Source organism: Salinimonas chungwhensis DSM 16280, assembly GCF_000378185.1.
In the GTDB taxonomy this organism is placed as follows: Bacteria; Pseudomonadota; Gammaproteobacteria; order Enterobacterales; family Alteromonadaceae; genus Alteromonas; species Alteromonas chungwhensis.
Genome location: NZ_KB899376.1, coordinates 24,517 through 47,666 on the forward strand (window position 1 = coordinate 24,517; position 23,150 = coordinate 47,666).

Consider the following 23,150-nt stretch of genomic DNA (forward strand, 5'->3'; position numbering starts at 1 on the left):
ACGCCACCCTAAACCGGATTTTCCCAGCTCGGTTTTCAAAGCATACAAATCGTAGGTTTTCTTACGGTTTTACAGTTATTTAAATTTTACGCTCCTCATTAATGAGGACACCCAATCCAGGTATTTTCATGTACGAACGCGCTAAAAGAGAGTGGTTCTCTAATATTCGTGGGGATGTGCTTGCAGGTATTGTAGTGGCTCTGGCCCTCATTCCTGAAGCTATCGCCTTTTCCATTATTGCTGGTGTAGATCCTAAAGTTGGATTATATGCCTCATTCTGTATCGCCGTTGTGATTGCTTTTGTGGGAGGCCGGCCGGGGATGATTTCGGCCGCCACCGGCGCTATGGCGCTACTGATGGTGACACTGGTCAAAGAACATGGGCTGGAATATCTTCTGGCCGCAACGCTACTGACCGGGGTATTGCAGATTATCGCCGGCGCCTTGAGACTGGGTGAGCTCATGCGCTTTGTGTCGCGCTCTGTCGTCACCGGCTTTGTTAACGCACTGGCTATCCTGATTTTTACCGCGCAGCTACCAGAACTTACCAATGTGACCTGGCATGTGTATGCGATGACAGCGGCAGGGTTGGGCATTATTTATTTATTTCCCTATTTACCGGTGATAGGCAAAGCGGTGCCTTCGCCGCTGATTTGCATTGTCTCAATGACGATAGTGGCGGTGGTACTCGGGCTGGATATACGCACGGTAGGTGATATGGGCGAATTGCCTGATACTCTGCCAGTATTTTTATGGCCGGATGTTCCTCTGACTTTTGAAACCCTGGCCATTGTTTTTCCGTATTCTGCGGGTCTGGCAGTAGTGGGTCTATTAGAGTCAATGATGACAGCCACTATTGTGGATGATTTGACCGATACTTCCAGTGACAGAAATAAAGAATGTAAAGGGCAGGGCATCGCTAATATTGGTGCTGGTCTGTTCGGTGGAATGGCAGGTTGTGCCATGATCGGTCAGTCCATTATCAATGTTAAATCTGGTGGCCGGGGGCGTTTGTCCACCTTTATTGCCGGTGCTTTTTTGCTGGTGATGGTGGTATTTTTGGATGAATGGCTCAAGCTGATTCCAATGGCTGCGCTGGTGGCGGTAATGATAATGGTCTCTATAGGTACCTTTTCCTGGAGCTCCATCCGCGATCTGCCTAAATACCCGCTTTCATCAAACATCGTTATGATAACGACAGTAATAGTGGTGGTGGCAACCCATAACTTAGCAATTGGTGTATTTATAGGCGTACTGCTGGCAACCTTGTTTTTTGCTAACAAAATTGGCCGGTTTATGGCCGTCAAATCCCGTTTCTGTGAGACAGAAAATACCCGGACCTATGAAGTTGTCGGGCAGGTTTTCTTTGCATCAGCTGAACAGTTTATTGCCGCCTTTGACTTTAAAGAAGCCGCCAGTAACGTGGTTATTGATTTGTCCCACGCTCATTTTTGGGATGTCACAGCGGTCTCTTCGTTAGATAAGGTTGTGATAAAATTTCGACGAGAAGGTTCCACCGTCACCGTAACCGGTATGAACGAAGCGACAGAAACCGTGGTGGACAAATTTGGTGTGCATAATGACCCGGCTGAAGTCGATAAATTACTGGGCGGGCACTAGGAGTGAGTGATGAATAAAGTTATTACATGTATCGATGGTTCAGGGATGACCCGCTCAGTCACAGAGGCGGGGATTTGGGCGGCTGCGAAACTGAATAAAACCTTGTGCTTTTTGCATACTATTGAAAAAGAAACCCAACATGGCGCTGATGATTATTCCGGCGCTATCGGTCTGGGAGCCCGTTCAGCCTTGTTGGAGCAAATGACTGCACTGGATGAGGAAAAAAATAAGCTAGCCCTGAAGCTGGGTGAGGAACTGCTTACTTCGGTGGCGGCTACTGCCAGGGCGGCAGGCCATGCCGACGTGCAGACACAGCAACGGCATGGTGATGTAGTGGATGCGATATTGCAGATGGAAAGCGAAGCCCGGTTAATCGTGCTGGGTCGGCGGGGCAGCCATCACGAAGCCCAGTTTGAAGCGCTGGGGTCGCATATTGAAACCTTGTTAAGGAAGGTTCACCAGCCCGTGTTTATTGTGCCAGAGGGGTTTACCGAGCCGCGCTCTTTCATGATTGCCTATGATGGCCGAGAGTCTGCAGATCGCGCATTGCAAAAGGTTCTGGACGGCGGACTGTTACATGGTATTCGTTGTCATTTGGTCAGTATCAAAAACAATGAGTCTGCGCTGAAAAACAAGTTTGATGATGCCGCGCTGAAACTTAAGGACAAAGGACTCGATGTAACTACGGCGTTTCTTGAAGGCGATATCCATGAGTCATTGACGCAGTATCAGACAGACAATGATATTGATTTGATGGTGATGGGGGCATTCGGCCACTCTCGATTACGGCAGTTTTTTGTAGGCAGTAACACACAAAAAATGCTGGAGCGCACCCGTAGCCCGCTGATTATTTTACGCTGATGCTGGTTAAACCGGCTTTCAGGTAGCTGGCAGCCGGTTCAACCGGCAGGTTACACAGCGGCAAATAGGTTTTAGCTAATTTTTTGGTCTGAGCCGGTAGCCATTTCCCCGCAGTGTTTCCAACAAAAGACCTGAATTTTCAGGCAGCTGCTTGCGTAAACGACTGATGTAAACATCCACAATATTGGTAAGGGGGTCGGAATGGCTTTTCCATACCCGGCTTAAAATTCTTTCTCTGGAGAGCACTTTTGCGCTATTTTCAACCAGGTATAGCAGCAGATCATATTCCAGCTTGGTCAGGCTCAACTCTGTTTCATCCACCAATGCCAGGCGCGAGTCTGTCTGGATAACCAAGTTTCCTGCACTGACGGTATCATCATGCAGCTGGCCGGTCTGCGACCGTCGCCGGCTCAGCGCCCATAACCGGGCGAGCAACTCATCAAAATCAAACGGCTTACACAGATAGTCATCCGCACCAGCCTTAAGGCCTTCCACCCGATCCTTTACATCATCAACAGCTGTTAGTAAAAGAATGAAAGGTTTTGCGGGCAGGTTTTTCAGGCTGTCTAAAACCGTAATGCTGTCATCACTACCAAACATTCTGTCGAGTACCAGAATATCCGGGCTGTACTGACGCGCCGTCACCACCAGGTTCTGCATCTGATTCTCTTCAATACACTCGAAACCTTCGGCTTCCAGGCCGCGTTTTAAAAAACCGGATAACTGCTTTTCATCATCTGCGATCAATATCTTCATGTATCACGTCTTTTGTAAAGGGGAGATAAACGGTAAAGCGGGCGCCATGACCAACTTCTGAAGCCACATCAATGGTACCATGGTGCGCCTCAACAATGGCTTTTGCTATGGGCAAGCCAAGCCCCAATCCGCTGCCCGTGCCTCGTAACCGGACAAACCGCTCAAATATTTGTGCCTGATCCGACGGGGATATGCCGTCTCCACTGTCCTTAATAACTACCGCATAACCCTGTTGCTTTGCCTCCAGAGACACACTGACAGGCGCATCGGGGCCAGAGTATTTCAGGGCATTTTCCAGCAAAATAGCAATGACCTGGGAGACCCGCTGCTTATCCACGCTCATAGTCTGTTCATTAACAAGATGGCACCGAAAACTTATCTCACGTGAGGCGTAGACCTTCTTCCACGAAAGAATCTGATCCTGAATCAGCCGGGACAATTTTACCGTTGCCGGCTCGAGCTGAAGTTGATTCATCTCAGCGCGGATCAGCAGTAACATATCGTCCACCAGGCGGCTGAGATTAACCGATTGGTTCAAAATCGCGTTGAGAGTTGCTCTGTAATCGTCTTTGCTAAGTGTACGCTGGCGCAATGTTACCTGCGCTTCGCCACGAATAATGGTTAGCGGTGTACGTAGTTCATGGGATATATCGGCAATAAACTGGCGCCGTCTGGCATCAATGGTGGTTAACAAACGGTTTGCCTCGGTGAGCTCGCGGGTACGCTGGGCAACTTCATAGGTCAGCTGTTTTCTGTGTGCCTGGGCTTTTGCCTCGTGTTCTGCCAGCCTTTCGACCAACCCGTTTAATGCTTTGACCAGATCGCTGAACTCTGAATCAAGGGTCTCAGGTAAGCGATAATTATAGTTTCCTGCAGCAATGGCGTCAGTGCCGGTACGCAAGACAATCAGTGGCTGATAAAGTGCATTGAACAGCCAATAGCAACCGGCAATAATAAATGGCCCGGTAAGTAGCCCCAGACCAATGGTTACCCAGACAATGGCCGTGTTTAACGTTTCGATTTTTGTATTGATGGTGGTAACGACGCGGGTCTGCCGGGCCACTGCGGCATTTATCGCCTCCCTAAACTGGTTATCGATAGTGTCTTCCAGAAGCGCCTGAACCCGGGCCTGCTGACCTAACGGCTCATTTAAATTCACCGCGGTGATAGAATTAAACTCTTCTATGATGGTTTCAAGTAATTCACCAAGCTGAGCAGTGTCTTCGATACTGCCAGCGGTTACTTCTTTGCCCAGCGCCTCTCGCTGGACAATTTCCAGTTCACGGATACGGTTCAGGGCTTGAGTAATCAGCTGTTGCTTATTTCTGACCTTGGCCTGATTGGCATTGCGGCCAAATAAAAGCTCATCCGTGAGTTGTTTAAATAGCCGATAAGAGACACTGGATAGCTGTAAGTGCTCGGTCAGAAGGCTCTGTGCAATTTGACTTTGCTGCAGGTTTTCCCGGGTCAGATGAGCAGATAGCGCGGCACTGCCCAGCGCAATAAGCAGAATAAAGGTTGATATAAGCCCGAAGAAAAACAACTTTCTTTTATACATTGTCACCCCGCTGGGTTTACTGTTATCTGACAGGCATAGCCGCATAACCTGGCATGAGTATCAAGCAAAAACCTGCCTGAAGGCCCGCAAACGAAGTAACCGTAAGGACTGACAAAACACCTTGGGTTCGGCTTCGATGCGCGCGGCAGACTCTGGTTTTATAACTTGAATGATATTGCGGTGGCAAGCTGTTCCTCAACAACGCTATTCATGTAGGACGAAGGTCAGGGCAGATCGGTTTATTGCGCCAGGCCAGACATTCTGTTTCAAAGCACTGTTCTATCCAGCAATACAGCGACTAGTAAGACCGTCACAAAAATTACAAAACCGAGCTCAGAAGAAATGGAAGAGGGCAGATAGCTATTAAGCCTAAGATGTCTGCGTACAGACAATTCAGGCATGTTCCAATTGCCCAGCGGTTTATACAATTTTGCCAGTCTGCGCACCGGGTTACCAGGCCCGGGGCGATTTGCAGGCCGTGAAATGCTCTGTATGAATCCTGATAACAGGTAATAGCAGATGGCCGCCAGGGCGATAACAAAGAGTGCTTTTAAATGCAAAGAAAGGGTGGATTCGAAGTGATGGATCAGGTGCGGGCTTAACCATAGGGTAAAAGGTGCCAGCACGCTCAGTACCAGTGATACCAGCCAAACAGAACCGGCAGGCTGAGCGAATGTGGCATGTCTACGCAACATCACGACAAAATGTATCATTAAGACCGTAGTAGCAAAGGCTGAAGCGGTTAATATGTATGAAATATAAGGATTGGCAATCAACGGCGATATTTGTGTCTTGGCCAGCATGGCGCTGGTAAAAGGCAGCCCCGGGAGCGAGGCTGCGGGAAAAATTACGATGAGCCAGTGCAACGGCCGCCATTGTCCGGCGGCCGGAACAGCGGCCACACTGAAAAAAAGCGCTGACTTGACGAGGCCATGGTGAAAACAAAAGAGCGCAAGAGCCAGTGACATAACTGCCCAGTCATAGCCCGCCATAACCGCTGCCCCTAAAGCCGTGGTAATAATTCCCATCTGACTGATGGTGGAATAGGCAAGTATAGCTTTAGGCTGTTGCTGACACAGCCCAAGCAGGGCACCTGCAAATATGCCGGTGGTACCCGCGATAACCAGGGCTGGTCCAAATTCCGGCGGCAGATCAGATAAAAATTTAAGCATGCCTATCAACCCTGCTTTTACCATCACGCCGCTAAGCACAGCACTGGCCGGTACCGGTGCAGCCGGATGGGCAAGAGGCAGCCAGAAATGCAAACCGGCGACGCCGAGTTTAATACCGAAGCCAATAATTAAAAGGATATTTAAAAGGGTGGTTACCTGTTGATCTTCTGAGCCTGTGTGCAATTGAGAGAGCAGGCTAAACCCGGCAAATAGTAGCAATTCTGCCAGTATAGCCCACCTGATATATGAGCGAGCCGCGACATTAGCATCCGGTTTGCCGGTGAAGATAACCAGACCATAAGAAGCCAGACTCATCAGAGTGTAAAAAGTGATGAAAGAAAAATAATCATCAGCCAGAATAAGTCCGATATTGCCAGCCATGGCAAGTAACGACCAGATGAAAAATGGTTTTGCTGATACTGTGCAGGTTAGGTAGCCCCGGGCATAAAGTAGCGCGCCAAACCAAACAATGCCACATAGTAACAGGAAATACTGATTGGATGGCGTGAGCGAAAAGTGGGTGGAGAGGAACAGGCTATCGAGGTAAAGTTGCTGGCCGTCGGCGAGCAATGCCAATGCAATTATTGGTAACGCGGTAATAGCAGACCATTTATGCAAAAAGCCGTGGGCGCGAAAAACCAGACAGCATAACAACCAAATCAATGGTATGACGATAACCCAAAGCAGTAGGTAGTCAGTACCACCACTTTGCGTAGCGACATAAAAAAAGTCCTGGGTATACTCGCGAACCGCAATAAGCTTGGCCCAGTTGAGAGGGCTGATTGATAAATTAGCCAGCAAGCCGGCTAACAGCGCTGCCAGTGCAGTGACTACCGCAGGTAATGTCATCAGCGCGCTGTAAGGATGCGTTTTAAGTAAACGGTCTGCCGGCGTGGCCTTAAACCAGATACGATAAATCAGAGGCAGAAAATAGCATGCATTTAATAATGAGCTGACAGCCAGTACAATCAATACCCAGTAGGCCCCGACTTCGATAGCACCATTACTCAGATACCATTTAGACACGAAGCCGGCTACCGGTGGTACCCCAATCATACCGAGGCTGGCGACAGTAAATGCCAGCATCGGTAGGGGAAGTTGTGCGCCCGCGCCGTCCAGTTGGTGCACCTTGGTAACATGCAGACGCTCAGCAAGGATACCGGCACAAAAGAACAGGGTTATTTTCATCAGTCCCTGGTGGACCAAGTGGATCAGGCCTCCGATAGTGGCAATAGGCCCCGCTATGGCTGTGCCAAGCGCGATATAGGAAACCTGACTGACAGTGGAGTATGCCAGGCGTTTTTTGATATCTTTCTGGCGCAGCGCCAGCACAGATCCGTATATAATGGTTATGCTTGCTGCGACACCCAGATAAAATGTTAATCCCAGTTCGCGGGCGTATTCGATACCAAAGATATCGTAAACCACTCTGACAATACCAAATGCACCGGCCTTTACTACTGCAACCGCATGAAGCAAAGCGCTGACTGGCGCTGGGGCGGCCATGGCTACCGGTAACCATCCGTGTAATGGAACGATCGCCGCCTTGACAGCAAGTCCGACGATCAGCAAGGTAAAAATAATGGTAAGCTCAGCAGGCCCCAGCGAGTTCTGGTTTTGCAAAATACCGGTTGGTGTAAAAGGCAGTGGGCCCACTGCGGCACTTAGCCAAACTGCGCCGGCGAGTAAAAAAACACCTCCAGTAATAGTATAGCGAAGGTAGATTCTTACAGCGTTAAGCGATGCAGCATCGCCTTTGTGTGCAACCAGCGGAAATGTCGCCAGGGTCAGCAATTCATAAAAGATAACAAACGTAATCAGGTTCGCTGAAAGCGCAATTCCCAGTGTGGCTGCAACGCTTAAGTGTACAAACCCGAAAAAACGCGACTTATTTTTGTAATGGGTTAGGTAGCCAATAGCATAGGTGCTGGTGAGTAACCAAAGGGCGCCGGTCAGGGCCAAAAATAAAATGGAAAGGGCATCAATATGTAAGGCGATTTGCGCCTGTGGCAAAAATGGCAGGGCGAACGAATAGTCGGTGTTATCAGCGGTACCCAGCCCCGCTATGCCTATCGTTATGAGCCCGGCCATGGCAAAGGTCAGGCTGACAGCATTACGCAAAATGCGATTTCTTTCAGGCACCAGCAAACAAATGACACCGGCAGAAAATGCCAGCAGTAAAATCAGCACGGGGAGCCAGGCAGCACTAGTCATTATCAGCTACCTCGCAGTAAAGTGGCTGACAGCCATGGAAAGCAAAAGCCAGCCACTATGGTAAGCGAGGACAACAGAAGGATAATAGCCAGCGGCGTGGCACCAGGTTTGTCCGATGAGGCCAGTGGCTGCTCATTGTTGTCCGCGGCGGTCATTGTGACCACCAGTACTTTGAAAAAGCCGGCTGCAGATAGCACGCTGCCAATGATAACAATCATAAAAACCCACCAGGCGTGGACCGATGCATACAAAGATAGTAGCGCCCATTTTGCAGTAAAACCGCCACTGGGTGGCAGGCCGATGAGTGATATAGCGGCAATGGCAAACGCGCAAACCAGCAGAGGCTGCCGTAAGGCGAGGCCGGCAGTTGATTGAGAGGTAACACAGCCCTCGGTATACTTAATATAACCTACTGTCAGAAACAACGTAACTTTCGCCAGCGCGTGGGCGATGATGAAAAGTATAAAAGCAGAAAGCACAGCATTGTAATCAAGGACTGGATTAGTGCTCAGCGGCAGAAACAAGAACAAATAACCTATCTGTCCAACGGTGCTGTAAGCCGCTATTTGTTTTAAGTGGTTAATGCGGCAAGCCTTCAATGCACCAACAATTATGGCAGTGGCGCCGCCAAGACTGATAACCCATGCAAGGGCATCACTGATTAACGGTGTAAATACCGTCCACCATAATGTGAAAAGCAGATACAGGCTACATTTTACCACCAGCCCGGATAACAGCGCGCTGACCACTGGCAATGCGGCGCCATGAACTTCGGGCAGCCATCCATGCATGGGCGCCAGCGCCGACTTGAAGGTCAGTCCCAAGGTAATAAATGCCACTGAAATATACGCCGCAGTTGGAATCTGGCCATGGGCTAGCACCTGCTGCAAAAGCTGAAAATCCAGCACACCATAGGTTCTGTAGATTAAGGCTACGGCAAATAAATAGCATAATGAGCCGATGACATTGACTGACAGATAATGAAATGCTGCGCCACTGGTTTTCGAGCCAGGTGATATTGCCACCAGCCCCACCGCAGATAAGCCAACTATCTCAAGTACTATGTAGGCATTAAACAAATCACGGGTAAAAAAAACAGCAATAATACCCGTTTGCAAACTAAGCATCAGTGGCCAGAAGGTTTGCCGCGCTGCTGCGGTTACCTGATGGCGTGCAAAAAGGCTAATCAGAAAAAAAACGAGACTGCAGAATGTTGCCATCACAACACTTACACCGGAAATTTGCCAGCGTACGCCAAGCGGTGGCTGCCAACTACCAATATACACATTGATGGCATTTTGCGGTAACCAGAGCAGGCTGACAAAGCACACAATAACCTGTACGCCAGTTGCCAGCAAAGCAATATTCCTGGCGTGTTTTGAGGCTGCAAAGATAAGGCAACCAAAAAGCAGCGGCAAAAAAATGAGTGAAATCGTCAGCAGTTCGTAACCATTTTCAGTCATTGTTGTGCCTCCCACCGCCGTTATCTTCACGCTGACACCGCAGAGCGAGCAGCACTGCTAACGCTGTAGCTGCCAGTGATACCACAATGCCGGTAAGCACTATGGCGTGAGGAACGGGATCGGCAGGCTCTGTGGGCGAGTACGCAGTGGCTATTAAAACCATAAAGGTACCGGCGCCGGCTATATTATAGGCAACAACTTTGATCAGCATGGACGTTACTGTTACTGCCCGGTACAGCCCAAGCCAGAACAAAGCGATACCCAGTGCAGTGTACAAAGCCTGCTCACTCATAAACTGACCTGAGACTGCGGCAATGCACTGATATAGCGGCCCAGGGTAAGCGCAATGGAAACGGTGGCCACGATTTCAATGGTCAGAATCAGGCTGGTGGCATAGACCGGCGGGTAGGTAAGAAAAGATTGCGCATCGCTATAGACTGACAGACCCGTCAGGCTAAATACTACCAGCCCTGAAACCATGCCAATTCGCGACAATACTCGTTCCTGTGCCAGATGATGATGGCCGGAAAATGCGATCAGTCCCAGCAAAGCGGCAAGCAGCGCGCCCGCCTGAAACGCCCCACCTGGTAAACGCGTACCGTTGTATAGTAAATAGATAGCGATAACAAAGGTCACCGGTGCAACAATATTAGTCAGCCCGCGCAATACAGTATCGGAATGAACGCAGCGGATACTGTCGAGACGATTAAAGCTCAGGGCCGAGACTGTCACCAAGACCACATAGATAGCTACCAGCTCTAGCAGAGTATCTACACCTCTGAAGTTCAGCAAGACTGCAGTAACCGGGTTTTCCACTCCGCTTTGGTTTAGCATGCTGTAAACAAGGTCTCTGGCCGGATGTATCGGTTGTGTCGAAAGCGCCACAATGATGCTGAACAGGCAAAACCCGGTGAACCCCGCTGCGATGACTCTATTTTTGAGATGCGCGGTTTTTTTACGTATTGCTCCGGTCGGTATCATTTTGGTCACCCAGTAGTTTATAGGCTTTCATGAAAACGATGCCGCTTAATCCTGCCCCAATGGCGGCTTCTGCCAGTGCGATATCTGGTGCATTGAGCCTGACCCAGCACAGCGCCACGACCAATCCAAATGTTATATAAAATACCACACTGGTAAATGGCTTAGACTCATTAGTAGCGCCGATAGCACATACCAGGGCAAAGAGCGTTAAGAGAATATCAGTGACAAGTACGATCATTTTGCTGGCCGCCTGTTGTAGTGCTTGCGGGCAATGAAAAATGCGCCGGCAGCGCCTGAAAATGTGACTAAAAACCAGATAAGCAGTATTTGCATTGCCTGCAAGAGGGTATCGGTCTGGGGAATAGTGCCAATGACCACCAGCCCTAATCCAAGGTTGTCTACTTTCGTTAATGCATGCAGCCTTGAAAGCGTGCCCGGAAAACGCAGTAATGCCAGAGAACCGCTGAAGAAAAAGCCGCAACCGGCTATCAGACAGATGAATGTAAATATATCAGTGATCATCATCATGAAGCGGCTCCTTTGGCTGCTTAAAAACTGCATAGGCAATAAAAACAAGCGAGCCTAGCAATGCCATGATCAGGGCGACATCAAGTATGGCGCTGTCTTTGCGCATTAAGAAAAGCATTATCAGGAAACCAATACCTGTTGTACTAAACAGCTGAACCGCCAGCATTCTGTCTGACTGTTCGGGGCCAATAATCACGCGAATCAGACCAAATAGCAGACAGAATAAAAACGCGATACCAAATAAGCCGTACAATGCATTCACGCGTGAGATCCCTCCTGAAAAAAGGCCTGAACCACTTTTTCACTGGCATAAAGCGTTTGCGGGTTTGCGATTTTGGGATCCAGCGCATGCACCAATACGTGGTTTTCACGAATTGTTACCCCAAGTGTGCCTGGCATAAGACTTATCATTTGGACAAAAAAGAAATTGGCCCGCTCACTTCGTAACTCGGTGTAATAATGAAATAAGTATTCAGAGGCACATGGCTGAGATTGAAAGGCGAGCCTCGCAGTATAAATGCCGCCTTTTAAGGATTCCCATATAAAATAGCCTACAAGATGCACCAACGCTGATAAATGCGCCAACGATAAACGATGCTGGTTGCCGCTGATGTGAAATTTTTTATGAATTAAAGCGGCAAGCAGGGCCGTGATGGCGCCGAATAACCAGGAAGCAAGTGATGCTTCGGTGAGTATTAGCCAAAGCAATCCGTAAAACACAAAAAGACTGACAATACTGAGCATTGTGGGGTAAGCCTCTTATCCGACCATTTGAATAAACAACACAAGTGAGCAAAACGGCAATTGTGCTACATTGTGTCAATTGGTCAGCCGTGGTGTTAAAAGCACAAAGATTACTGCTATACATTATTTATAGCTTAAATTCTTATACTTAGGCAAATATCATATAACAAATAGTGGTGTGGTGGTGAGTGAGAACATGGAGGCAGCAGGACAGGTGTCATTCCAGTAATTAGCATGCTGCTAGCAGAACGCGATATCGGTGAGGCTGCTTTAATTCCAGCAACCAGGGGTTGAATCAGTGCGCGGACACAGGAAGGTCCGCACGCTGACATACGACAAGGATGTTAAGAGGCTGACAGTGTCTTGCTTCGTTGTGTGCTCTGCCAGTTTTGCTCTTCCACCACGGGTGCATTTTCAACTGGCAACAAAGATTTGCCCAGAATATGATCCGCGGCTTTTTCCGCGACCATAATAGTGGGCGCATTCAAATTCCCGTTAGGAATGGTGGGGAAGATAGAGGAATCCACTACATGCAGGTTCTCTATGCCATGTACCCGAGTCTGCGAGTCCACCACCGCCATATCATCTTCGCCCATTTTACATGTGCACGACGGGTGGTACGCGCTTTCCACCGCCTCTCTGACGAAAGCATCAATCTGCTCATCGGTCTGCACGTCTTCACCGGGTTGGATCTCTTCACCACGGTATTCATCAAATGCTGTCTGACCGATGATCTCTCTTGTTAAGCGAACGCAAGCCCGAAATCCTTCGATATCGTCCTGATGTTGCAGATAGTTAAACTGAATAGCCGGCGCGTCTTCAACACTGTTTGTTTTTGCTCTGACAAAACCACGGCTGCGGGGTTTATTGTGACCGATATGGACCTGAAATCCGTCGCCGTCAAAAGCGCTTTTACCGTCGTAACGAATAGCTGCCGGTAGAAAATGATATTGCAGATCCGGCCATTTGACACCCGCCTTTGAGCGAATAAATCCACAGGACTCAAAGTGATTAGTGGCCCCCAGGCCTGACTTAAACATCATCCAGCGTGCCCCTATCATACCTTTGGAAATCATGCCCAAATCGCTGTTAAGGCTCACCGGCTGTGTACAGCGAAACTGGAAATAAAACTCCAGGTGGTCTTGAAGGTTTTCACCTACGCCGGGCAGGTTATGTACACAGTCAATGCCCGCTTTCGCCAGGTGCGTTTCATTACCAATACCGGATAATTGCAATAAGTGGGGCGATCCAATTGACCCGGCACTGAGAATAACTTTACCGCTGGCGGCCACATCAATCATCTCATCGTCATGCTGATAACGCACTCCGGTAGCTTTTTTTCCATCCAGCAAAATTTTGTGCACAGTGGCATGGGTAACAATAGTGAGGTTATCGCGATCTTTGATAGGATCCAGGTAAGCGCGGGCGGATGAACAGCGTTCGCCGTCTTTAACGGTCATGTGCATCGGCCCGAAGCCTTCCTGTTGTGCACCGTTATAATCAAAGGTTTCGGCGTAACCTGCCTGCTTGCCGGCTTCGATGAAGGTTCTGTACAACGGGTTTTCCATTTCGTTGCCATTGTTTGTACCTAGAGGACCGTCACCTCCACGGTACTCATCGCCCCCTAAATACCACTCTTCGGCACGTTTGAAATAGGGTAGGCAGTGCTGATAATTCCAGCCCTGTGCGCCCTCATCTTCCCATTCATCAAAATCGCGCGCATGGCCTCGCACATACACCATCCCATTGATCGATGAAGAGCCGCCCAATACTTTACCTCGTGGACAGTGCATTTTACGTTTATTCAAATAAGGCTCTTCTTCGGTGTAAAATTGCCAGGCATATTTTTCTGAGTTCATTGGTATGGACAGCGCTGTAGGCATTTTGATAAAAATGCTCTTATCACTACCGCCAGTTTCAATAAGCAGAACCTGTTTACTGCTATCTTCAGACAATCGGTTAGCCAGCACGCAGCCCGCTGAACCGGCACCTACAACGATGTAATCATAAGTATCCATAGTGGCTCCTTAAAACGGGCTTTCCAGATCGACCATGCCCATATAAACTGATTTTGTTTGCGTGTACTGATTGAGTGTCTCAATACCATTTTCACGGCCAATACCCGACATTTTGTAACCACCAACAGGCATCTCGGCCGGTGATGCGCCCCAGCTATTCACCCAGCATATGCCCGCCTGCAACTGGTGAATCACGCGATGGGCTCGCTTGACATCCTGTGTCATTACGCCGGCCGCCAGACCTAGCGGGGTGTCGTTGGCGCGCCGGATGACCTCGTCTTCATCTGTGAACGCCAAAACACTCATCACGGGACCGAAAATCTCTTCTTTAACTATGGTCATGTCATCTGTGCAGTCAGCAAAGATCGTTGGCGCAATAAAGTAGCCATCCGGTGCATCGTCGGGTGACAAGGTGGTTCCACCGGTTACCAGTCGGGCGCCTTCCTGCTTACCTTTTTCAATGTAACTCATTACCAACTCCTGATGTTTTTTGGAGATCATGGCCCCAAAGTTAACATCGGGATTCATCGGGTCTCCGGCCACAATATTGTTTTGGGTGCGCCTGACCAGTTCATCCATAAAGGCTTCCATAATACTTTCATGAACAAAAACCCGGGTGCAGTTTGTGCAGACCTCGCCCTGAGTAAAAAAATTACCCAGCATCGCGGCACTGACTGCCTGAGAAATATCAGCATCCTCGAACACCAGCAGTGGTGATTTGCCACCCAGCTCCATAGTGACATCTTTAAGGGTAGAGGCTGCCGACTCCACCACTTTTTTGCCTGTGGGGACTTCACCGGTAAAGGAAATCTTTTCAATGGACGCATGATTGGTGAGCCATTGGCCGACCTCGCCAGCACCAATGACAACATTGAACACGCCAGCAGGTACACCGGCTTCAATATATAGTTTTGCTAACTCCACAGCGCCGCGAGGGGTTTCCTCGGAGGGTTTGAAAATCATCACATTTCCAGCGGCCAGCGCTGGTGCGGATTTCCAGCAGGCGATTTGCAGGGGATAATTCCAGGCGCCAATGCCGGCACAGATACCCAATGGTTCTTTACGGGTATAATAAAAATCGCCACCCAGATCCTGTTGCTGACCCACCTGTGTAGGCGCCAGCGAGGCAAAAAATTCGACGACATCAGCGCCGGTCACCACGTCCACCGCCTCGGCTTCCTGCAAAGGCTTGCCGCAGTCCTGAACCTCATAGCCGGCCAGCTCGTTATTGCGTTCTCTTAGCAATGCCGCAGCACGGTGCAAAACCCGAGCTCGTTCGACAGCGGGTGTGGCTGACCAGATCTTAAATGCTTCGCGGGCACTTTCAATGGCGGCCTCTCTGATGTGCTCATCAGCAACCTCAATATGATAAATTTCTTCCCCGGTGGCCGGGTTTTCTACGGCAATTGTTTCGCCGCTTTTATTTGCCATGGGCTGGCCATTTATAAAATTTTGCAGACGTGGGATGCTCATCGTTAGCTCCGTCGTTGTAAAGTGTTAGCACGCTACCTGATAACCACTTTGCGCAGGAAGGTGCTGCTATCGGCAACTCATTAATCATTATCGTCTTTATACCTGACAGAATGCTTAATCGGCTCACTTTACGGGTGTAAACCGCAAAAACTATTGCTGTAATGTCATTACAATACGCTCATCGCGATAAGATCTTCTTAGTAAGTGACCGAGGTTTACTGTGAATAGTCGTTCAAAATAGTTAAAACAGACCCACTGTCATAGTTTGGCTTTAGCGACGGATCTCGGTAAACTTAGTAACATTACATAATAACGATGCTTTTAAATATGCAATCACAACTCATTGAATCCGGCGATTTTTTGCATCTCTCACGGACCCAACCCGCCCAGTTTGCGACCGCTGAAGCATTCACGCTGGCCAACGCTAGTAAGGTATCAATCCAGGCACCGGGAATCATTATGTTTGAGCCGGCTACAATTACAGCGCAAACCAAAAGCATTGTATTATCCTGTGGCATTCACGGTAATGAAACCGCGCCGATTGAAATGTGTGACGACTGGGTCAGAGAATTACTAACTGCTCAGATTACAAGTGCTCATCGTGTGCTCTTTTTGTTCGGAAACCTGCCCGCAATGGATATTGCCGAGCGGTTTGTCGAAGAAAATATGAACCGACTCTTTAGCGGCGCGCATTCTGAGGGAGAAGGGCTGGTTAATGAGGAGCGTAAGCGGGCAAAAATGCTGGAGGAAGCAGTGACAGCATTTTTCGCTGATGCGCCGGGTGAGCGTTTTCACTATGATTTACACACGGCGATTCGCGAGTCAAAGAATGAAAAGTTTGCGGTTTACCCGTATCTTCATGAGCGCGCTCACAACCCGGGCCAGATTGCATTTCTTGCTGCGTGTGGTGTGAAAACCATTTTATTATCGCAAAGTCCTACGACTACATTTAGCTATTATTCCAGCCATATTCATCAGGCTCATGCGTTTACCGTAGAGTTGGGCAAAGTCCAGCCATTTGGCCAGAACGATATGCGGCGTTTTGCCGATGCCAGGCAAGCCATTACGCAACTTATTACACAAGATGATTATACGCCTTCGGTGGATATGAGTACTGTGGATATCTATACGGTAAACCAGGTAATCAATAAGCATCAGGATGATTTCACGCTGCATTTCGCTGATGATACACCCAACTTTACTGACTTTAACGCGGGCACCGTGCTGGCTACCGAGACGGGAGCGGAGTACGTCACGCAACAAGACGGCGAAGCGATTGTTTTTCCCAATGCGAATGTAGCCATCGGGCAGCGGGCTATTCTGACTGTGGTGCCAACCACCCTGGCGCAACAAGATGTTTGATCTGGATGCTCGTCTTGCCGCAGATACGTTCCTTGTTGGTGATTTGCCATTATGTCGCGTACTGCTGATGAATGATCAGCAATTCCCGTGGGTCATTCTGGTCCCCCGTCGTGAAGACGCGCGTGAACTGTTCGAGCTGTCTGAGCAGGACCAGTTAGCATTTATGCAAGAATCCAGTCAGGTTTGTCAGACGTTAAATAAGTTGTTTGAACCAGATAAACTTAATGTGGCTGCGCTGGGAAATGTCGTTGCTCAGCTGCACATTCATCATGTAGCCCGTTTCCAAAATGATATCGCATGGCCGGCACCCGTATGGGGCCGTCAGCCAGCAGTTACTTATTCTGATGCGCAAAAAACGCAACGGATATATGATTTGCAGCAATGCCTGTTTACTAAGGAAAACCGATGATATTAACCACCACGCCGACAATAGAAAATCATGTGATTGAACAGTATCACGGCATCGTGATTGGTGAAGCTGTAATGGGCGCCAATGTATTTAAAGACTTTTTTGCATCGGTTCGAGACGTTGTTGGTGGTCGCTCTGGTGCGTACGAAGATGAGCTTACCAGAGCCCGTAAGGTGGCATTTGCTGAACTGGAGCAAGAGGCCCGCAACATGGGGGCGAACGCTGTGGTAGGCATCGATATCGATTACGAGGTGATCGGCCAGAAAGGCAGCATGCTGATGGTGAGTATCAGTGGCACAGCAGTGAGGGCGGCAGGTCTTTAGCCGCCGCTACCATTTATCTTCATCTTTGTCATCGTAGTCGCGGGGTTTGAAATCCGGCGGCAGATTAAATTTCTTATTTGAACGCAGCAATAACATATTGCCGGCGATAAGGCCTATTACCAGCGCTATGATGAGTAATATCCAGCCCAGACTCATGATGTCTTTCCCTTGTTAAGAACATATTGTTCATACAGGGTTTCGATGTGTTTGATCACAATCTCTTTGCCTTCAATCTGACTTTGTGACAGAAGCACGGCTAATTGCTGGCAGTCTCGGGCTGCCTCAAACCTGGCAGCAATTGGCTGGTGCGACAGATGCCAGAGTTCACAGGCGACACCGCCGGTGTATGTCAGATACGGTCGTTCAAACCCATATTCACGGGCATGCACATCAAGCCATTGTGATAATGCTGCACAGGGGCCCTGAGCGCGATACTCGCTGTCTACCAGCGCAAACTTGTGGTCATGACGGATAACATTTTGTTTATCATACACATCAATATCCGTGCCCCAGTGGTGCCGACTGCCACCTGGCAGCGCCGACCAGGTCAAAATGGCGTGCATCCTTTCATAGTCACTGAGCTGATGACTGTTGAGCGGTTGCCCGTCATAATCCAGAAGCGGTAAATCACCGCGCCACTTTTTATTCCATATAGCCAGTTGACGCTCAAAATCGCGAAAGCCACTGACCAGCTGACAATCAATATTATCGCGCGCGGCGGCCTTTTGCATGGCCGTAAACGGCCCAATAATATCTTCATGCAGCCGGTGCCCATCACCTACATCAGTGACATGGGCGCTGCTTTGACCCAGCCAGGCTATATTCATGAAAGTAACGCTACCATGGTCTGATAATAAATCTCTTCCAGTGCTTCCAAGTCACTCATTCGAACACATTCGTCAATTTTGTGAATTGTCGCATTAACCGGACCAAGCTCTACAACCTGAGCACCAGTGGGAGCGATAAAGCGGCCATCAGACGTGCCACCTGCTGTGGATAATTCTGCCGGCGAGCCAGTGACAGACTCAATGGCAGATTGCACAGCGGTTACCAGCTCGCCGCTGTCGGTTAAAAATGGCTGTCCGTTGAAGGTCCAGTCGATGGAATAATCAAGCCCGTGGCTGTCCAGAATTTTTGTGACCCGTGCAATTAATGCCTGATCGGTGACCTCAGTCGAAAAACGAAAATTAAAGCAGACGTTTAGTTCACCGGGAATTACGTTACCTGCACCGGTGCCCGCGTGCAGGTTTGATATCTGAAAGCTGGTTGGTGGGAAGAAGTCATTACCATCATCCCAATGCGTTTGCGCCAGTTCGTTTAATGCGGCTGCAGCTTCGTGCACCGGATTTTTCGCCAGATGAGGATACGCAACATGACCTTGTATGCCTTTGACGATTAAATCACCCGTAAGTGATCCTCGCCGCCCGTTTTTGACCACATCTGCAATATCGGTAGTACTGCTGGGTTCACCAACGATACACCAATCAATTTTTTCATTGCGCGCTTCCAGGGTATCAATGACGCGGGTGGTGCCGTTGATAAACGGCCCTTCTTCATCGCTGGTTATCAAAAAGGCAATACTGCCGCGATGGGTGGGATAATCTGTGACAAAGCGCGTGGTCGCTGCCAGCATAGCCGCCAGACTGCCTTTCATATCGGCAGCGCCACGTCCGTGCAGATAACCGTCTTTTTCTGTGGCTACGAAAGGCGGCGTCTGCCAGGCATTTTCCGGCCCGCTGGGCACCACATCGGTGTGACCGGCAAAACAAAAAACAGGCCCCTGGATACCGCGGCGTGACCACAGGTTAGTGGTATCTTCGAAAATCAGGGTTTCGTTCTCAAACCCGGCCGCGGTCAGAATATCCTGCATCAGCGTCTGACAGCCGGCATCTTCAGGTGTTACCGATTTACGGTTGATTAGATCTTTAGCCAGCGCGATTACTGATGTATCAGTCATTGACGAATATTTCCTCATACTGTTCGGGTTTAAAGCCTACATATAGTTTGTCATTATGCGCAAGGATCGGACGCTTAATCATTGCCGGATAAGTGGCCATGGCCTCCAGAGCAGCATCTTTATCCATGGTCGATTTTGTCTGTGCATCCAGTTGTCGGTAAGTGGTGCCGCGTTTGTTAAGCATGGCCTCCCAGCCAAGCACCGTCTCGGTTTGTTCCAGCCACTGACGATTAATTCCATCTTTTTTGTAGTCATGAAACTGATATTCAATATCGTACTTCTCAAACCACTTTTTTACTTTCTTTATGGTGTCGCAGTTACCAATCCCATACACAACCGTGTTCATTGTTGTAGATCCTGTGTTTTTTTATCGAGTTTATCGTTTCGCTATATTCGATGCAAAAGCTACATAGCGATTGCATTTATTACATCCCCAAGGACCAAAGCCTCCTGCTTTTTTAGTGGGCGTAGCGGTTTAACACGCCTGATATCAGGGGTTTTGGCATTTTTTTATTGACGGCACGGAGCATGCATACACTCAGTCACATGGCAAAAATTAGTGACAAACGAATAAGGAAACATCATGGCGATTGTAAAAACAGCTTCTGCACATTATCAACCACTTGGCAAAGAAGGTCAGGGTCACGTTAGTCTTGCAAGCGGTGCATTGTCTGAACAACCTTATGGTTTTAATACGCGTTTTGAAGACAAATCAGGTACCAATCCTGAAGAGCTAATTGCTGGTGCACACGCAAGCTGTTATGCAATGGCCTTATCCTTCGCACTAGCGGATGCTGGTTATGACAGCGGTGAATTGAAAGTGGATGCTGAAGTGACGCTGGAAAAAGACGGTGATGGTTTTGCTGTTACACGTTCTGCGTTGACTCTGGATGCTAAAGTCAGCGGCATCGATGAGGATGAATTTTCTTCCATTGCAAAAGATGCAAAAGACAACTGTCCGATTTCTAAATTACTTAAAGCAGATATTTCACTGGATTATACGTTCCAGAACTAAAATTCCAGTTTCATCAAGATATCTTCTGAAGCCAGGTACTGCCTGGCTTTTTTGATCTCAAACCCTTTCAACTTGTTGCCATTAATTAACATAATCGTGGCTTGTGCCATATCCTCCTGTTTTAACATTGGCAAATTTACCTGAACAAGTGCAGTTTCACGGGCAACCTTCTTGCCCACGGGCGATAACATCTGAAAACCCCGGGTATGCAAGTGCATCGTTTGCTTGCCCATTTTAAACCAGAATTTTAGTCCGTTAAGACAGGTAAACCGAATGCTTTGATTTAGCGGATCAACCTGACTGACATACCCGTCAAACGGGGCAAATAAGCGCGCTCCTGTAATCTTCAACACAACCACTGTCTCAAATAAGCGCGAATAGGCGAGTTGCTGCGTCTCATCTTCAAGTAACTTACCTGAAACAGGAGAGGGGACGAACAGGTGTTTGGAGGATACACTCACTGGCAAATTACTCATTCACTGTATAGCCTGCCTGACGCAGCGCGCTAATCGCAACACTAAGTTTATTGTCTTTTACCAGAAAAAAATCGGTATCAAAGGTAGAAACAATGAAAATACTAACTTTTGCTTTAGCTAATACCTGTCCGATCTGGGCCATAATACCCACCATAGAAAGCTGTAGAGGGCCAATTAATTCAAGCACTCGCCAGTTTTTATCAATATCTTCGGATGTGATATCAATAGTGTCAGGAACAACCAGAGAAAGTTGATCGTCAGTTTTACCGATGAAATACATATCACTGCTTAAAACAGCCTGCGGGATCGGTGCATCTGGGGCTAAACCATGAATGTTAAATTGTTCAGGTAATACGGCCAGAGTTTGAATAGCCATGCATTACAACCTTAGCTGTCGGTAGAGAAAGGTATTAAATCATCAACTTGGGATAAGTGTCACGTCTTATCCACGCATTCTGTGGATAACCTTGTTGAGTAGTCTGGAGCTTGTTTGTAACTTCATGATTTAATTCGATTTAAAATGTTGTTTGTTTTTTGCTCAGTGGATAAAAAATAGTTATCACCAAGCATTTTAGTTTTGCCGTGTCCAGTATTTGTTATAAAAAAAAGCCGAGTTAAGAGAAAAAAAGCAGAATGATCATGTTGACATCTGACCAGTTATTCTGTGCCTGACCCACAGATCGTATGTGTTTGATAAGCCTGGTCAGCTAAAAATTTATGCACTTTGAAAGGGGTTTCAGCTGTGATCTCATAGATCATATTTATACAAATCAGTGATAAATATGTATTTTAAACGACTATGTTGCTGTAATCGCTAAAATGCTACATTAACTGTGTCATCTAAACTGTGAAAGGCAAACTACCGTGAGTGCTCCTCTGAACATTTATGCAGGCCCCCGTGCTATGCGGATGTTGAAAAAATATGGTTTTCATCCTCTTATTTTCGATTACTTTATCGGAGCGTCTGGCGGTCCGAAGTGGTTTGTATTAACAGGCCTGGACCGGGTACTGTTTCCTCAGTATTTTGATAATCGAGGTGGCCAGATACAGGTGATAGGTTCTTCAGCAGGTGCATTTCGTGCAGCATGTGTGGTTCAAAGAGATCCTCTTGCCGCCATCAACAGACTGGCAAAAAACTATGCTAACACGGTTTATTCAGCTAAACCCACATCGCAGGAGATCACGCAAAAGGCTAAGGCACTGTTAAAGGATATGTTGGGCGAACATGGTCAGGAGGACGTGCTGGTTAATCCTCGTTTTAAGGCGCATATCATTACAGCACGTTGCCGTGGGCTGGTCTCCGGCCGTGGGAAACTATCTCAGTTATCTGGTCTGGCACTCAGTGCAGCAGCCAATGCTTTACATCGTCGTCACTTGCAGCGCTCTTTTGTTCGCACCATTTTCTCAGCGCCTGAAAGTAAATTGCTGGTCAGCGATCCATATGCTATAGAAACCGATCGGGTAGAGCTTGGTTACAATAATATCAAGGACTCGTTACTGGCATCGGGCTCAATTCCAATGGTGTTGGATGGCGTATCAGATATTGTAGGCGCACCTCGAGGTGTTTATCGAGACGGGGGCATTATCGATTATCATTTTGATTTGGCGTTTGGTCCACACAAGGGCTTGGTGCTATACCCGCACTTTTATCCACGGCCGGTAACCGGATGGTTTGATAAGGCGCTTAAAAAACGCCTTGTACACAGCTCCAGCTATGACAGCGTGGTAATGATTGTACCTTCTGCCAGCTTTGTGGAAAAACTGCCATACCAGAAAATCCCCGACCGTAAAGACTTTGAAACTATGTCCCCCGCACAACGAATCCCTTACTGGGAAACGGTTATTAGTGAATCTGACCGGCTCGGCGACTTTTTTATGGAACAGACAGAGCAGGATACTATCATGGACCATGTAGCGCCCTTACCGTTTGAATGCTTCTGAACTCTCAGCGTAGCGCAGATAAGCGGTCATCAAATAAGCAAACAGTTCACAGAATAAAAAAATGCCTTGATTGATGGAAAAGCCATGGTTATTATACGCGCCATCTTAACGCGGTTCACATCGAGTTAAATCAGTATTTTATGCGTCTATAGCTCAGTTGGTTAGAGCGCTACCTTGACATGGTAGAGGTCCCCTGTTCGAGTCAGGGTAGACGCACCACTCCTTATTTTTTGTTTTTCTCCTCCGCAATTACAGAATCCCCAATTTTATACTATTTTTG

The 23,150-nt window shown here is 48.2% G+C and carries 25 protein-coding genes and 1 tRNA gene; 8 read left to right on the top strand and 18 right to left on the bottom strand.

What is annotated here, in order from left to right; all coding sequences use genetic code 11:
* The first annotated feature begins 128 nt into the window (after nt 1-128).
* Entirely contained in the window at nt 129-1,619 is a 1,491-nt protein-coding gene (locus F458_RS0100145; protein ID WP_018981336.1) for a SulP family inorganic anion transporter, read from the top strand.
* Nucleotides 1,620-1,628: 9 nt separating this feature from the next.
* Nucleotides 1,629-2,480 (top strand): universal stress protein, encoded by an 852-nt coding sequence (locus F458_RS0100150; protein ID WP_018981337.1) that lies wholly within the window; start codon nt 1,629-1,631, stop codon nt 2,478-2,480.
* A gap of 75 nt (nt 2,481-2,555) precedes the next feature.
* On the opposite strand, the gene F458_RS0100155 is transcribed toward F458_RS0100150, so the two are convergent.
* From F458_RS0100155 to betB, 12 genes are all read right to left on the bottom strand, one after another.
* Nucleotides 2,556-3,236 (bottom strand): response regulator transcription factor, encoded by a 681-nt coding sequence (locus F458_RS0100155; RefSeq protein ID WP_018981338.1) that lies wholly within the window; start codon nt 3,234-3,236, stop codon nt 2,556-2,558.
* Nucleotides 3,214-4,794 carry a sensor histidine kinase gene (locus F458_RS0100160; protein WP_026294374.1) on the bottom strand — a complete coding sequence of 527 codons (1,581 nt, stop codon included), beginning with the start codon at nt 4,792-4,794 and terminating at the stop codon, nt 3,214-3,216. Before F458_RS0100160 ends, F458_RS0100155 begins: the two co-directional genes overlap by 23 nt.
* Before the next feature lie 266 nt (nt 4,795-5,060).
* Entirely contained in the window at nt 5,061-8,180 is a 3,120-nt protein-coding gene (locus tag F458_RS20965; protein WP_018981340.1) for a complex I subunit 5 family protein, read from the bottom strand.
* A gap of 2 nt (nt 8,181-8,182) precedes the next feature.
* A complete protein-coding gene (locus F458_RS18790; RefSeq protein ID WP_018981341.1) occupies nt 8,183-9,643 on the bottom strand; it encodes a complex I subunit 5 family protein in 1,461 nt (486 codons plus the stop codon).
* Entirely contained in the window at nt 9,636-9,935 is a 300-nt protein-coding gene (locus F458_RS0100175) for an NADH-quinone oxidoreductase subunit K (RefSeq protein WP_018981342.1), read from the bottom strand. The genes F458_RS18790 and F458_RS0100175 overlap by 8 nt, the downstream gene beginning before the upstream one ends.
* Nucleotides 9,932-10,624 carry a Na(+)/H(+) antiporter subunit B gene (locus F458_RS18795; protein WP_018981343.1) on the bottom strand — a complete coding sequence of 231 codons (693 nt, stop codon included), beginning with the start codon at nt 10,622-10,624 and terminating at the stop codon, nt 9,932-9,934. The genes F458_RS0100175 and F458_RS18795 overlap by 4 nt, the downstream gene beginning before the upstream one ends.
* A complete protein-coding gene (locus F458_RS18800; RefSeq protein ID WP_018981344.1) occupies nt 10,599-10,862 on the bottom strand; it encodes a Na(+)/H(+) antiporter subunit B in 264 nt (87 codons plus the stop codon). Before F458_RS18800 ends, F458_RS18795 begins: the two co-directional genes overlap by 26 nt.
* Complete coding sequence (locus tag F458_RS0100190; RefSeq protein WP_018981345.1) at nt 10,859-11,152, bottom strand: cation:proton antiporter; 294 nt, start codon at nt 11,150-11,152, stop codon at nt 10,859-10,861. Before F458_RS0100190 ends, F458_RS18800 begins: the two co-directional genes overlap by 4 nt.
* Complete coding sequence (locus tag F458_RS20315) at nt 11,136-11,414, bottom strand: monovalent cation/H+ antiporter complex subunit F (RefSeq protein ID WP_018981346.1); 279 nt, start codon at nt 11,412-11,414, stop codon at nt 11,136-11,138. Before F458_RS20315 ends, F458_RS0100190 begins: the two co-directional genes overlap by 17 nt.
* Nucleotides 11,411-11,896 (bottom strand): Na+/H+ antiporter subunit E, encoded by a 486-nt coding sequence (locus F458_RS0100200; RefSeq protein WP_018981347.1) that lies wholly within the window; start codon nt 11,894-11,896, stop codon nt 11,411-11,413. The genes F458_RS20315 and F458_RS0100200 overlap by 4 nt, the downstream gene beginning before the upstream one ends.
* Before the next feature lie 344 nt (nt 11,897-12,240).
* On the bottom strand, nt 12,241-13,914 hold the full coding sequence (gene betA / locus F458_RS0100205) for a choline dehydrogenase (protein ID WP_018981348.1): 1,674 nt from the start codon (nt 13,912-13,914) through the stop codon (nt 12,241-12,243).
* Nucleotides 13,915-13,923: 9 nt separating this feature from the next.
* Nucleotides 13,924-15,387: a betaine-aldehyde dehydrogenase gene (gene betB, locus F458_RS0100210; RefSeq protein WP_018981349.1), complete on the bottom strand. Its 1,464-nt coding sequence runs from the start codon at nt 15,385-15,387 to the stop codon at nt 13,924-13,926.
* A 315-nt stretch (nt 15,388-15,702) separates the two neighbouring features.
* Between betB and astE the strand changes: the two genes are divergently transcribed.
* Genes astE through F458_RS0100225 form a run of 3 tightly spaced genes read left to right on the top strand, consistent with a single transcriptional unit; the run spans nt 15,703 to nt 17,481 of the window.
* Nucleotides 15,703-16,749: a succinylglutamate desuccinylase gene (gene astE, locus F458_RS0100215; protein ID WP_018981350.1), complete on the top strand. Its 1,047-nt coding sequence runs from the start codon at nt 15,703-15,705 to the stop codon at nt 16,747-16,749.
* Nucleotides 16,742-17,158, top strand: a complete 417-nt coding sequence (locus F458_RS0100220) for an HIT domain-containing protein (protein WP_018981351.1) — start codon at nt 16,742-16,744, stop codon at nt 17,156-17,158. Before astE ends, F458_RS0100220 begins: the two co-directional genes overlap by 8 nt.
* Complete coding sequence (locus F458_RS0100225) at nt 17,155-17,481, top strand: heavy metal-binding domain-containing protein (RefSeq protein ID WP_018981352.1); 327 nt, start codon at nt 17,155-17,157, stop codon at nt 17,479-17,481. Before F458_RS0100220 ends, F458_RS0100225 begins: the two co-directional genes overlap by 4 nt.
* Nucleotides 17,482-17,487: 6 nt before the next feature.
* Here F458_RS0100225 and F458_RS20320 read toward each other — a convergent pair whose 3' ends face one another.
* From F458_RS20320 to F458_RS0100245, 4 genes are read right to left on the bottom strand one after another with little or no spacing between them, the layout of a single operon-like run.
* The gene (locus F458_RS20320; RefSeq protein ID WP_018981353.1) at nt 17,488-17,637 is read right to left on the bottom strand and encodes a DUF2897 family protein; all 150 of its coding nucleotides are present in this window, start codon (nt 17,635-17,637) and stop codon (nt 17,488-17,490) included.
* Entirely contained in the window at nt 17,634-18,308 is a 675-nt protein-coding gene (locus F458_RS0100235; protein ID WP_018981354.1) for a M15 family metallopeptidase, read from the bottom strand. The genes F458_RS20320 and F458_RS0100235 overlap by 4 nt, the downstream gene beginning before the upstream one ends.
* Nucleotides 18,305-19,438 carry a succinyl-diaminopimelate desuccinylase gene (gene dapE, locus F458_RS0100240; RefSeq protein ID WP_018981355.1) on the bottom strand — a complete coding sequence of 378 codons (1,134 nt, stop codon included), beginning with the start codon at nt 19,436-19,438 and terminating at the stop codon, nt 18,305-18,307. Before dapE ends, F458_RS0100235 begins: the two co-directional genes overlap by 4 nt.
* Nucleotides 19,431-19,784: an ArsC family reductase gene (locus tag F458_RS0100245; protein WP_018981356.1), complete on the bottom strand. Its 354-nt coding sequence runs from the start codon at nt 19,782-19,784 to the stop codon at nt 19,431-19,433. The genes dapE and F458_RS0100245 overlap by 8 nt, the downstream gene beginning before the upstream one ends.
* A 237-nt stretch (nt 19,785-20,021) precedes the next feature.
* Between F458_RS0100245 and F458_RS0100250 the strand changes: the two genes are divergently transcribed.
* Nucleotides 20,022-20,453, top strand: coding sequence for an OsmC family protein (locus F458_RS0100250; protein ID WP_018981357.1), 432 nt, complete (start codon nt 20,022-20,024; stop codon nt 20,451-20,453).
* Here F458_RS0100250 and F458_RS0100255 read toward each other — a convergent pair.
* Nucleotides 20,450-20,929: a PTS glucose transporter subunit IIA gene (locus F458_RS0100255; protein WP_018981358.1), complete on the bottom strand. Its 480-nt coding sequence runs from the start codon at nt 20,927-20,929 to the stop codon at nt 20,450-20,452. The genes F458_RS0100250 and F458_RS0100255 overlap by 4 nt on opposite strands.
* Nucleotides 20,922-21,305, bottom strand: coding sequence for an ACT domain-containing protein (locus F458_RS0100260; RefSeq protein ID WP_018981359.1), 384 nt, complete (start codon nt 21,303-21,305; stop codon nt 20,922-20,924). The genes F458_RS0100255 and F458_RS0100260 overlap by 8 nt, the downstream gene beginning before the upstream one ends.
* A gap of 527 nt (nt 21,306-21,832) precedes the next feature.
* Between F458_RS0100260 and F458_RS0100265 the strand changes: the two genes are divergently transcribed.
* Both F458_RS0100265 and F458_RS0100270 read left to right on the top strand, forming a co-directional pair.
* Nucleotides 21,833-22,870, top strand: a complete 1,038-nt coding sequence (locus F458_RS0100265; protein WP_051084984.1) for a hypothetical protein — start codon at nt 21,833-21,835, stop codon at nt 22,868-22,870.
* 142 nt (nt 22,871-23,012) lie between these two features.
* Nucleotides 23,013-23,089 (top strand) — tRNA-Val (locus F458_RS0100270).
* Nucleotides 23,090-23,150: the final 61 nt, after the last annotated feature.